Annotated in this window: 10 protein-coding genes; 2 read left to right on the forward strand and 8 right to left on the reverse strand. The window is 48.7% G+C overall.

Features of this window, described 5'->3' with window-relative positions; genetic code table 11:
* Window positions 1-105 precede the first annotated feature (105 nt).
* Together AC2YIT_RS27995 and AC2YIT_RS28000 are read left to right on the forward strand one after the other, a co-directional pair.
* Window positions 106-1,320, forward strand: coding sequence for a pyridoxal phosphate-dependent aminotransferase (locus tag AC2YIT_RS27995; protein ID WP_430850433.1), 1,215 nt, complete (start codon window positions 106-108; stop codon window positions 1,318-1,320).
* A 130-nt stretch (window positions 1,321-1,450) separates the two neighbouring features.
* On the forward strand, window positions 1,451-2,527 hold the full coding sequence (locus tag AC2YIT_RS28000) for a 2Fe-2S iron-sulfur cluster-binding protein (RefSeq protein ID WP_487281377.1): 1,077 nt from the start codon (window positions 1,451-1,453) through the stop codon (window positions 2,525-2,527).
* 53 nt (window positions 2,528-2,580) lie between these two features.
* Here AC2YIT_RS28000 and AC2YIT_RS28005 read toward each other — a convergent pair whose 3' ends face one another.
* From AC2YIT_RS28005 to AC2YIT_RS28040, 8 genes are all read right to left on the reverse strand, one after another.
* Window positions 2,581-4,485: a M56 family metallopeptidase gene (locus AC2YIT_RS28005; RefSeq protein WP_487281378.1), complete on the reverse strand. Its 1,905-nt coding sequence runs from the start codon at window positions 4,483-4,485 to the stop codon at window positions 2,581-2,583.
* 2 nt (window positions 4,486-4,487) lie between these two features.
* Window positions 4,488-4,862: a BlaI/MecI/CopY family transcriptional regulator gene (locus AC2YIT_RS28010; protein ID WP_430850427.1), complete on the reverse strand. Its 375-nt coding sequence runs from the start codon at window positions 4,860-4,862 to the stop codon at window positions 4,488-4,490.
* A gap of 185 nt (window positions 4,863-5,047) precedes the next feature.
* The gene (gene dnaN, locus AC2YIT_RS28015) at window positions 5,048-6,172 is read right to left on the reverse strand and encodes a DNA polymerase III subunit beta (protein ID WP_430850425.1); all 1,125 of its coding nucleotides are present in this window, start codon (window positions 6,170-6,172) and stop codon (window positions 5,048-5,050) included.
* Window positions 6,173-6,281: 109 nt separating this feature from the next.
* The gene (gene gldG / locus AC2YIT_RS28020; protein ID WP_430850423.1) at window positions 6,282-7,934 is read right to left on the reverse strand and encodes a gliding motility-associated ABC transporter substrate-binding protein GldG; all 1,653 of its coding nucleotides are present in this window, start codon (window positions 7,932-7,934) and stop codon (window positions 6,282-6,284) included.
* Between the two features lie 114 nt (window positions 7,935-8,048).
* Window positions 8,049-8,948: a 3-keto-disaccharide hydrolase gene (locus tag AC2YIT_RS28025; protein ID WP_430850421.1), complete on the reverse strand. Its 900-nt coding sequence runs from the start codon at window positions 8,946-8,948 to the stop codon at window positions 8,049-8,051.
* Window positions 8,949-9,036: 88 nt separating this feature from the next.
* Entirely contained in the window at window positions 9,037-9,408 is a 372-nt protein-coding gene (locus AC2YIT_RS28030) for a GxxExxY protein (RefSeq protein WP_430850419.1), read from the reverse strand.
* 54 nt (window positions 9,409-9,462) lie between these two features.
* Window positions 9,463-11,850, reverse strand: coding sequence for a ribonuclease R (rnr, locus tag AC2YIT_RS28035; protein ID WP_487281379.1), 2,388 nt, complete (start codon window positions 11,848-11,850; stop codon window positions 9,463-9,465).
* 10 nt (window positions 11,851-11,860) lie between these two features.
* Window positions 11,861-12,595, reverse strand: a complete 735-nt coding sequence (locus AC2YIT_RS28040) for a 3'-5' exonuclease (protein WP_487281380.1) — start codon at window positions 12,593-12,595, stop codon at window positions 11,861-11,863.
* Window positions 12,596-12,839: the final 244 nt, after the last annotated feature.

Raw genomic sequence — 12,839 nt, forward strand, 5'->3', positions numbered from 1 at the left:
TCTTTCTTGACATAATACAATGCAACTGCTAAAAAACCCGTACCTTTGCGGGCAATTTGTTGATACAGTTCGCAGTACCTTCTTTAACTTAATTAAAACGTTGCAATGTCCGCAGTAGCAGAGCAAACTCAATTGGCCGACCGGATCAACGCCCTCGAAGAATCTTCGACGCTGGCGATGACCAAAATGGCCCGTGAACTGGCCGCCCAAGGCCACAAAGTGATCAGTCTGAGCGTTGGAGAGCCAGACTTCAAGACGCCCGCACACATTTGCGAGGCCGCTAAAAAGGCCATCGATGATGGTTTTCATGGTTACTCACCCGTAGCAGGTTACCCTGATCTGCGAAAGGCCATTGCTGATAAGTTAAAGCGCGACAATAATATAGATTGGAAACCCGAAAATATCGTGGTTTCGACCGGTGCCAAGCATTCACTCGCGAACGTGATCCAGGTTCTGGTTAATCCGGGCGACGAAGTGGTGATTTTCGCACCTTACTGGGTGAGTTATTCCGAAATGGTAAAGCTCGCGGAAGGTAAATCGGTGATCATCGATGGTGCATTTGAAAACGATTTCAAAGTAACTGCCGCGCAATTGGAAGCAGCGATCACACCGCGTACTAAAGTGGTCATGTACGCGTCGCCGAACAACCCGACAGGCGCTGTTTATTCAGAAAAAGAATTGAGAGAAATTGCGGCGGTGCTCGAAAAACACGAAGGTGTGTACGTGCTGGCCGACGAGATCTACGAATACATTAACTTCACCGAGGAAGGCCATTTCAGCATCGGATCTATCCCTGCATTGAAGGACCGCGTGATTACCGTGAATGGTGTTGCAAAAGGCTATGCGATGACAGGCTGGCGGATCGGTTTCATCGCAGCGGCAAAATGGATTGCCGACGGCGTTGAGAAGCTGCAAGGCCAGGTTACTTCGGGAACTAACTCTATCGCGCAGAAAGCGGCAACGGCCGCATTCAACGGCCCGAAAGAGCCTTCTATCGAGATGGCAAAGGCATACCACCGCCGTCGTGACCTCGTGGTAGGTTTGCTGAAAGAGATCCCGGGCTTCAAGGTGAATGTTCCGCAAGGTGCATTCTATGCATTCCCGGATGTGAGCTATTACTTCGGAAAATCGGATGGTGAAACGACCATTAATAACTCGGATGACTTCGCGAACTGGATTCTGAACAAATCTTATGTTTCGACCGTAGCAGGTTCAGGTTTCGGTGCACCAAATTGTATCCGTATCTCGACCGCCGCTGCTGATGAAGCATTGGAAGAAGCGGTAAAACGCATCAAAGACGCCGTTGCGACTTTGAAATAGTACAAATATGAAATCATAAAAGCCTCATAGGTGTTACCTGTGAGGCTTTTGTGTTGTTTTGCATCGCATTAGTGCACCGGTTTTTGAACAAATAAGCATAGGGCCTATGGCTTAAAGCTTACAGCCAACAATGAGCAAATATTATTTTTTAAAAGTAAAAGAGATAGAAAAAGAAACGGAGGAGGCTGCGACCATCCATTTCTGGCATCCGATCAACGAAGTCGTTCAGTACCGGCCGGGGCAGTTCCTGACTTTGTTGCTACCTTTTGAGGATAAAAAAATCAGAAGGTCGTACTCGATGTCGAGCTCGCCTTATACCGATGTATCGCTGGCGATAACCATTAAGCGGGTACCAGGCGGTTACGCCTCGAACCTGCTGCTCGATACGCTAAAAGAAGGTGACGTATTGGAAGCATTGGAGCCTATGGGCCATTTTTTCCCAAAACAGGCCGATGATCAGACGCGCCATGTAGTATTTATCGGCGCCGGAAGCGGCATTACCCCGTTGTTTTCGATTTTGAAGTCCGTCCTGATGGTGGAACCGGAAAGCAAAGTTTTCCTGATCTATGGAAGCCGGCGAGAGGATAGCATTATTTTCAAAGACAAAATCGCGGCTTTGGAGGCTAAATATGGCGAACGCTTCACGGTTGTACACACATTGAGCCAGCCAAACGAAGGCTGGGAAGGTGAAACCGGGCGATTGAATAAAAGCCATGTGCTTAAAATCATCGAAAAGCTTCCTACGCTGAATAAAAAAGAAGCCGAATATTTCCTGTGCGGGCCTGAGGATATGATGGAAGAAGCGCATCGCGCGTTATCGATCCTGGCAGTGCCGGAGAGCAAGATTCGAAAGGAAAGCTTTGCGACAGCAACCTCGGCTAAGCCAGGTGAGGTGACGGTGGAACCAGAGATAGAAGACGACGATTCACCTAAAACGCGTGAAATCACGCTGTTTTACGAAGGAACTGAATATAAATTACCCATTAAGCCACACGAAACAGTGCTGGAAGCAGCACTGAATATGGATATCGACCTGCCGTATTCGTGCCAGGCGGGTATGTGTACCGCGTGTATGGGCCGGTGTACGTCCGGGAAGGTGCAAATGGATGAGGAGGATGCGCTGTCGGAAGCGGAGATTAAGGAAGGGTTTATCCTTACCTGCGTGACGCACCCGATGAGTGACGACGTGGTAATTGAAGTGGAATAACGATTCGATATATAAAATGAAACAGGCAGCGATCCAGTCGCTGCCTGTTTTGCTTAATCTTTAAGCGCCTTTTTCGGCGGAAGCGGAGGCTTCGGAGCTGGTACGGGTTTCGCAGGCACAGCAGGAACTACCTTGGCTGGTGCTGCAATTGGAGTAGGTGGGGGAGGAGGGGGCGTTCCTGCACGTCGTAGACGACTGCTGCGTGCAACGCGTGGTGCGCGCGGAGGCTCTTCCACGCCTCGCATTTTCATATACATCGCGTTTTCCTGCCCGATACTCATTCCGAGCTCGCTGATTTTGTAATTTACCTCCTCGATTTCCCTTTGGATTTTCCGTTCGGGTTCTTCGGCTTTCAGCACTTCTTTTGTTGTGTTGGAAATCTGGTTATTGAACTCTGAAATAGCTTGTTCCTGAGTTTTGATTTGTTGTTCAAAATCGGCAAGCTGCTTGTCTAACTCCGCATCGCTGAGCTTCGATTCCTTACCATCCTGATTGAAGATGACGGATCTTTTTTCCATCAAATCGGACCTCATTTCTTCCGCGCGGCGTTTTTTCCACTCAATTTTCTCAATTTCGCGTTGAAATCGCTCTATTTCAAAAAGGTATTTTTCCCGTTCGCGATGTAGTTCCTGCAATCTGGCATGGTAGGGTTTCAAATCGTCCTCCATTGCCCTGATCTTGTGACTAAGTTCCCATAGCTTTTTGTCCAACGTGTCGCTGCCTGTTTGGCCGAAATCCATCTCAGGGGCTTCCATATCGATCTCCACATGGGCCAAATCTGCTTCGATACTTTCAAGAACGCCTTCATCCACAGTAACTTCCGCCATTTCGTCCATTTCATGTTCCTCGCGGATATCTGTTTTCACTGGCTTCCGTTTTTTCACGGTCATGTGTTTGGCGGCCTTTCTTTCTTTATCCTTTTCAACCTTTTGCGCCACTGCATAGGCTGAAATGCCGATCACTAGTCCGATAGCGAAAATCATTGCAGGAAGGCTTGAAAATGTGCGTACAGGTTTGGGATTTAAACCTAAAACACGCTGTACGCGGTGCAAAAGCAATGGTTTTTTGGAAGCAAATGCCATAGCAAGTCCAGGCGTAGCCTGCCATTCGGCCACTTTCACGAGGGCGTGGGCGAGAGACATTTTGTCGCCGCAAACGGCCAGCGCAATGTCGTCGCAGCAATGCTCCCGTTCGGCACGCACTTTTTCGGACAGCCACCATATAGCCGGGTGGAAGAAAAAGATCACTTCCACGAACGATTGCAGCATATTAATGAGGTAGTCGTTCCTGCGTATGTGCGCGAGCTCGTGTGCGAGGATCGCCTCGACCTGCGCGGTAGAAAAACCTGAAAGCAAACCAACCGGGATCAATACCACCGGGCTGAAAGTTCCTATCACCATCGGCGTGAGCACTTTGGCCGTTTCACGGAATTCCACGGCCTTGGAAATATTCATTTTGGCAATAATCACTCCGAAACGTGCCCGCCATTCTTTGTCCATGACGATTTTGGCATTAATGCGAAGCCTTTCCGTAAACACCCAGCCGCCGGCGAAACGCAGTAACAGAATGCCTGAGCCAATGAGCCAACAAATAACCAACTCGTGTAAATGGGCGGTAAGCCACATTTGTATTTTAAATGTAATGGGCAGGTCCCGGGAGACTTCCGCCCACGTGCGGGATGTGGATAATGCGGTGTAGCGCGCCAGGGCTTTTACATTGGAAACCGCGCTGGTGGTTTTAGAATAGTAGTAAATGAATGTTCCGACAGAAGCGATCACCTGTGCGAAAAGGAAGCCAACACCCGCCAGGTAATGCATGTTGGCTGATTTTTTTCTCAAAAAATAGAATGCGGCGACAGCAACCAGCATCAGCAGTGTTCCCTGCCAGATCGAATGAATGAGCGTCCAGCCAAATGCGGAAACGGCCGGACTGGGCAACAGATTTGAGAAGAATTTCATGGCTAACGGTTGTTTTCCAGGTTATTTAATAACGCGCGAATTTCATCCAGTTCTTCTTTGGAGGTAGTGTGATTTCCCAGCGCTTGCATCACCATCTGTGCAGCAGAACCCTGGAAGAGGGTTTCAACCATTTTACCTACCAAGTTTTGCTGCGTCTCCTCTTTGCCGAGAAGCGCGACGTAAATGTGCGACCGTCCTTGCTCCGTGCGGTAGAGCAGCCCTTTGTCATGCATGATTTGCATAAGCTTCAAGGTGGTGGTGTAGCCAACATCCTTGGTTTCGGAAAGGGCATCATGCACGGCACGGACGGTACTTGGACCTGCCTGCCAGAGGTAGTTCAGGATTTCCAGTTCGGAGTCGGTGGGCTTGATATACATGCTATTAGTTAATTACGATAATCTTCGTACCAAATGTCTACGAAAAAAATCGTACTTGCAAACCTTTATTACGATTTTTTTCGTAGTTAACGCTTGATGTTAACTAATATATTGTATTTGAGTAGATTATAAAACAAAAAAAGTCCGGCGGAGAGGCCGGACTTGATATAGCTAATGATTAGATCCTAAACGTAAGTGTTCAGCATTACCGGCATTACGAGCATCAATATGTCTTCGTTTTCTTCCTGATCCACCGGGATAATGAGTCCGGCGCGGTTAGGAGCGGAAAGTTCGAAGGTGATGGTTTTGCTCGAAAGGTTACCCAGTACTTCAATCAGGAATTTGGCATTGAAACCGATTTCCATATCGTCGCCATTGTACTCGCACATCAAGCGCTCGTTGGCTTCGTTCGAATAATCGAGGTCTTCTGCCGAGATTACCAGGTCGTTCAGTGACATTTTCATACGCACCTGGTGGGTAGTACGGTTGGAGTAAATGGAAATACGACGCAGCGAGCTGAGGATTTCCAGACGGTTAATGGTGAGCGTATTCGGGTTGTTGGTCGGGATCGCGTTTTCGTAATCCGGGAAACGCTCGTCGATCAACCGGCAGATCATGCGGATATTACCGAAGCTGAAAAATGCATTTGAAGAAGTGAATTCCGCTTTTACGGGAACATCGTCGGAAGGCAGACAGCTTTTCAGCAGGTTCAACGCTTTGCGCTGGATGATCATCGACGTATCAATGTCCGATTTAATGTCGGTACGGCGGTAACGCACGAGGCGGTGACCGTCGGTGGCTACGAAAGTTGCGCTTTCGGCCCCCATTTGCACGAAAACCCCCGTCATAGCAGGCCGGAGATCGTCGGTGCTGGTTGCGAACAGTGTGTTTGAAATAGCCGATCCCAACGCAGTTGAGGAGAAATCCACGGACTGGCCACGGTTCACAACCGGTGTTTTAGGAAAATCGATCGGGTTCTCGCCCGACAATTTATAACGGCCGTTATCGGAAATAATCTCGGTACCAAATGTTTCAGCATTCACCTGCAAGGTAATTGGTTGCTCGGGCAAGCCGCGGAGGGTATCGAGCAGCAACTTTGCGGGAATGGCAATAGCTCCTTTTTCGGATGATTCCACTTCAATTTCCGTAATCATTACGGTTTGAAGGTCGGATGCAGTCACGGTCAGTGAATTTCCTTCCAGTGTAAGAAGGAAATTTTCAAGGATTGGCACAATTGGGTTCGTTGAAACGACACCGTTTATAGCTGACAGCTGTTTGAGTAGAACTGATGACGAAACGACAAACTTCATAATTCGTGACGTAAGTGTTTAGTTGATAGATTTATATGCGGAAGATTCCGGAAAAACTTTGATGTAGGGAACAAAAGTATAAAAAATTACGGAAGCGCCAGCCGCGTTGTCACCCAAATTTTCTGATTCTAAGGTAATATCTCGCTACGCCGAAAAGGCCGATTAGCACCACAGGCAGCAGCAAATTAAGCGCCTGCCAGAACTTCCTGTTTTCCTGGATCTGAATTTTATCCAAAGCCCGGATGGCAATCTGTTTGCTCCGGGCATTGATCAAACCGTTGGCGTCGGTCACGTAATCGAGCGCATGCAGCACGAAATCCTTGTTGCCGTAGGTTTGCCTGGTTACCCGGTCGTAACCGAGCGGTAACGGTGCATTCCTTTTATAATCATAATCGTTGACAATCAGGTCACCGTCGGAGCAGATAATCACCTTTCCGGCATTTCCACTCGCCTTGAACTTCGCCGCCCGCGGATCACCGGGCAGAATGCGGTTTTGAAAAAGCGATGTGAATGATCCTTCGAGCAAAACGCCGGCAAGCTTAATACCCGAACGGTATTCCGACGGCTGCGGGTCCTTGCGCGCCTCGTTATAGCCTACGAGCGCGGGCGCATTCACAAGCTGCGTGTAAGGCGAGGTCATCAGCAAAGGCGTTTTAGCAATGCTATTCGCGCCTCCTACGGTATCGATCGAGCTCAGAAACCGGGTATAAACCGCATTAAGGTTACGGGTAACGGTATGTTTTCCGAAGTTATTTAGTAGCGGAAAGAAGCGCCAGGGCATTGGGCGGATTTCGGGATTGTCGCCTACATTACCCACATTCAGCAGGATTTGCGCGCAGTTCAAATCTTTTACGAGATTGGTATTCAGCCTGATACCCCATTTAAAAAATAGATCACCGAGGTTCAGGTCGAGTGGCTGGGCGTAATTGCCGTCGAGGCTCACGCTATCCACGCGAGCGCCGTCCACGAAAAACAGCGCTTTGCCGCCGCCTACCACGTATTGATCGAGCTTGTATTTTTCGTCCTCCGAAAATGCGCTGTCGGGTTTCATCACGATCAATGCATCCAGTCCTTCGTATGATTCCGGATTGTTCATATCTAGAAATACATCGTAACTCTGCTGGATTGTGGCAATAATATCGCTCAAACGGGCAGGAGAAATTTTCGTATGGCTAACGACAAACCCTACTTTTTTGCGCTGCGGGTTCGCGAGTACACGTATCGCGGATGCGAGTTCAAACTCCACGCCCTCGTAGGATTGGTTCAATTGTTCCTCCGGCGTACTCGCTTTATTCCCTTTTAACAGCTGCACTGGCACCGACAGCGTGTCCGCCTGCACGATTACACCAGGGAAAATGATTTTTTCGGTGCGTTTGCCATCCTCGTTTGCGAAAACATTGGTGGGGTTCAGCCCACGGTCGATCAGGCTCATGTATTGTTTCTGACGCTGCTCTTCGCTTGTGGCATCCGAAGGATCGGAATAATTGACAATCAGGTGGCCGTTGGCGTACGTTTTAAATTCCTCCAAGGTTTCCCGGGTAGCACTTTCGAGGCGTTCGAAGCCCGCAGGAAAGTCGCCATTAAGGTACACATTCACGATTACATCCTTTTCCAGGCTTCCGAGAAGCTGCTTGGTCGCATCGGAAATACTGTACCGCTTATCTTCCGTAAGGTCCCACCTGAAAAAGAAAGATGACGCAAGCCAGTTGATCCCGGCCAGGACAACCACGAGCAGTGCAAACCGGGTAATGGTGTTTTTCATTAGCACAAAGGCTGATTTATAAACGAAGAATGGACGATTCAGACGAACCGTCCATTCCTGCAAAAATATAAAAAACCGAAAATCAATCAGGTTTTATTGCCTTCGTGACGCCGGTTATTTCTTTTTATACTTACAAGTTGAATTGTCGGCCGCTACGTAATACGATTTGTAATTCGTCGCCCTCGGGTCCATACAGCCTTTCAGATTAAGCAATTCGATATTCCGGAAATCGATCGGGTGGCTTTCCGCCTGCAATGCAATATAGCCGCTGCCAAGTTTTGTCCCGTCCTTTTTAATCCATTCGGCCTCATTACTTACTTTCCCATCCTTAAAAGTATGGGTTTTGCCGACATAGCCGCCGCCAATGCGCGGATTGGTGTAAACCAGTACTGTATCGCCGCCAATCATGTGATAAATGATCGAATCGCCGAGTACAATTGCTTCCGCATCCACCCATTGATCGCCATTGTAGGTTTTGGAAGAGGAATTAATGCAATGCGCTTCGGCCAGCTTGCCGTCGATATCCACGATCGTACCGGGCGTGCAGAGATTACCCGTGTTGCGCTCGCCCGCATTGAGGCCACCGAGGTACTGCATTTCCAGCGAAATCGGGAAATCCTGATCGAGCCCGAGGCTGGCTGCGGATTGCGAATGCAACATAATGCCGCTGTTCCGCACATTCCACGACGCGCCGCCGGGTACCTGGTTGCCGGTGAAGCGGTATTGCAGTCTGATTTTATAATGTGAATAAGGCTTGTTGTAGTACATATGGCCGTATTCGGTCGTGAACTTATCATATTCCTTGTAGTTTACGCGGATCATGTTATCCTCGACCAGGAAGGTGTTTTTGTAGTTGTCATTCACCTTGTGCCCTGCAATTTTCACGTCCCAGCCCGTGAGGTCCCTGCCGTTGAAGAGGGATTGCCATTCTTCTTTGTCTTTGTTGCTTTTCTGGGCTTTGGTGGCAAATGAAATAGCGAATGTAAGTAGCAGGTAGCTTAGTTTTCGAATCATTGAGTAGCTTCGTTTATTTTGAATGCCACGAAGGCACGAATATTCACGAATGCTCTTCGTGTTTAATTCGTGTCTTCGTGGCATGAAATTAAAGTACAAGCCGCTTGTATTCTAACTTCCCGCGTCCAAAATTCACCAAAAGCCCTAACTTATTCCCTGAAACTTTCAAGTAATTCAAAGTCTGCGCAACATGTTCGTCAGTCAGGCAAGAAACACATTTGATTTCAAGAATAATTTTGTCAAATACGACGAAGTCGGCGAAGAACTTATGCGGCAATAGAATTCCTCGGAAAAACACAGGATACTCCTTTTCCCGCTCGTAAAATACGCACGCTTGCCGGAAAAGTATTTCCAGCGCATCCTTATACACAATTTCGAGAAAGCCGTGCCCCAGCTCTCTATGCACCTCAATGCATTTGCCAATAACAGCGTAAGACTCTTCTATGTAAATGATTTCCATCTTAAATAGGATTAGTAATCCCATTTAGACGTAAAAAAGTCGAAAAGGTAACACCTACCGCCTCCGCCGCTTTACCTTAGCCGAGCTTCCACCTCCAGTACCGCCACTGCCCCGCTTTACGCGCCCTGAACCTCGCGGCTCCCTCGGCTTCCTCTCCCGCGGCCGGCGATCGCCATCCCGATCGTAACTCGGGCGGCTGAATTCGCTCCGACGCCCCGGCTTGGTTCCTGCAAGGTACAAATCCATACTCCTGCGCGCGAGGTTAGTCTCCTTCACTTTCACTTTCACAGCATCGCCAAATGCATAAATCTTTTTGGTATGCTGGCCGATAATGCGGTAGTTATCCTTATCGAGTTCGTAATAATCGTCGCCCAGGTCGGTCATGCGAATGAGGCCTTCGGAAGCAGTTTCGGTGATTTCCACGAAAATGCCGAACTCGGTTACGCCCGTGATGATACCGTCGAATTCCTTCTCGGGATCCATCATGCTCATGAACTCGACTTGCTTGTACTTGATCGAAGCTCGTTCCGCCTCGGAAGCCAGTCGCTCGCGCTCTGATGAATGCTTCGACGCTATTTCATATGCTTCCTTATCCACATTGCCGCCGCCATCCAGGTAATGTTGTAGCAATCTGTGCGCCATCACGTCAGGATAGCGACGAATGGGTGACGTGAAGTGTGAATATCGCCTGAACGCCAGTCCAAAGTGGCCGATATCCTCGGTGCTGTACCGCGCTTTGGCCATCGTACGCACAGCCAGGGATTCGATCAGGTTTTGCTCGGGCTTCCCTTCCACTTTTGCCAGCATCGCATTCATCGACTTGGCAATTTTACCCTCTTCTTCTACTTCCAGTTTCAGGCCCAGTTTGGCCACAAAATTGGCGAAGGTCTGTAAACGATCTGGATCTGGTGCCTCGTGGATACGGTACACCATCGTGTTTTTATCCTCGCCTTTGGAAAGCGAGTACACATATTCCGCCACGCGCTTGTTGGCGAGCAGCATGAATTCCTCAATCAGTTTGTTCGAATCATGGCGTTCTTTCGTATAAATGCCCAAGGGACGGCCTTCCGGATCAAGCCGGAAGCGTACTTCCGGTGTTTCGAAATTGATAGCTCCTTTTTTGAAGCGTTCTTTCCGGAAAATTTTCGCCAATTTGTTGAGCGTATCCAGTTCTTTCGGAAAATCACCTTCGCCGGTGTCGAGCACGGCCTGGGCTTCTTCATAGGTAAAACGGCGGTCGGAATGGATGACCGTTCTTCCAAACCATTCTTTTAGCAGCTTACCTTTTGAATTAATCTCAAAAATCGCAGAAAATGCCAGCCTGTCCTCATTTGGGCGCAGCGAGCAAAGGTTGTTGGACAATTTTTCGGGCAGCATCGGCACGGTTCTGTCTACCAGATAAACGGAGGTGGCGCGACGAAATGCCTCTTTTTCAAGCTCGGTACCAGGCAGAACGTAATGCGAAACGTCGGCAATATGCACGCCCACTTCTACTACATCTTCATCCAGGTATCTTACCGACAATGCGTCGTCAAAGTCCTTGGCGTCGACAGGGTCGATCGTGAACGTCAGCACATCGCGGATGTCACGTCGTTTGGCAATATCCTTTTTGGCAATCTTATCGGGAATTTTTTTGGCCTCGGCTTCCACGATTTCAGGGAAGTGGTAGGGCAGCCCAAACTCGGCCAGGATCGCGTGCATTTCCACGTCATTGTCGCCTGCTTTGCCAAGCACGGATACGATTTCACCCTCTGCCTGGCTCCTGCGCGTAGGCCATTCGGTAACTCTGACGATCACTTTGTCGCCGTGATGTGCCTCACCTACTTCGTCCGGTTCAAGGAATATAGGGTCGAAAAGCTTCTTGTTATCAGGCTGAACAACTGCGAAACGTGGGTTAATCTCAATAATACCTACTATCTCCGCATTCGAACGTTCCACGATTTCGGTAACACGTCCCTCAGTCCGGTTCCGACCGGAGTCATTGCGTGAACGGGAATTACGCGTATTCCTCGAAAGCGGCTGTATCTGCACGATGTCACCGTCCCAGGCACCATTCAGCAATTCCACATCCACATAAATATCGTCGTCGCGGCCGTCGATTATGACGAATGCGAAGCCCTTGTTGACGCGATCCACCCGGCCGGTCAGCCCGGCAGGTTTCGTTTTGAGCGGAACTGCCGTATAGGTGCCGTTTTTATGGTACATCAATCGGCCATCCTGTTCCAGCTCGTGCAGGATTTCATTGAACAGGAGCCGCACTTTTTTGTCGTGCACCCCGAAATGGTCGTGCACATCGAAGGGTCGGAATGCGTGCTCGGCATTCAGATCGAAGAATGCGGCAATATCGGCCTTCAAATTATCTATGTAAGAAACAATATGGTGAGGCGTTGTGGCCTCTCTTCTTTCGGGTTGCAGTTTCTTTTTACTCTTTTTATCTCTCATGTATTAAATATTATTCAACCCGCAGGATATTTCCCTCGGGTATTTGATCAAAGCAATGTAGCCGAAGATACAATTGTGCCAGCACTACTACGTCCTCTCTGCAATATCGCGAAATTTTAGCCAGATCATTTTCTTCGTAGTAAACCTTTGTTACCTGGTCGCCGCTCATTTCGTTTTTGCTTCCGGGAATGTCAAAAACGGCGGCGAGCAAATCAAGGGAGGTGTAGCTTTTGTAGTCACCGAATTTCCACAGATCCATCGTGTCCTGGTGGAGAAGTTCCCAGGGTTTTTTACCCGTAATCTGTAATGCTTTGGGGATTTCGATGCGGTGGATCAGCATCCGTCGGCAAATGAACGGGAAGTCGAATTCTTTGCCGTTGTGGGCGCAGAGAATCAGCTGGTCGGCGGGATATTTTTCAATCAGCGCCTTGAATTGCAGCAGCAACTGAACTTCGTCGTTTCCGGCGAAGCTACTCACCTTAAACGCAATCTGATCTTTTTCGTTCCAATAGTAAGCGCCGAAGGCAATGCAAATGATTTTTCCGAACTCGGCATAAATCGCGCCGCGGTCGTAAAAGTAATCAGCATTGCTGATGGTTTCGTCGCCTTTTTTGAGCGTCAGGGCCTTTTTGTCCCAAAGTTTCTGCATTCGCTCGGGGAGCTCTTCGTAGCTGGCGTGCGAACAAACGGTTTCAATGTCGAGGAGCAGGAAATTTTTAGCGCGGCGTTTGAAATCTTCTGTCATAGTGCGTGGCGTTTGGTTGTCGGAGTGGTCAGGTGTTGTCAGGTATAGTCATTTGTAGTTTGATGTGCAGGAGAGGAAGTAGTTCTATATTGATTTTCAATATTATAGAAAACGCCGAGAATGGCAAGGTGCTATACACCAAACCAGCACACTTATTACCCAGTAGTCCAGCTAACTTATCAAACTAACCTGGATCGGCAACCAATGACAACAATTGACAATACATGACTACCAATGACAATAC

This window comes from Dyadobacter sp. SRI_021 (assembly GCF_057586235.1).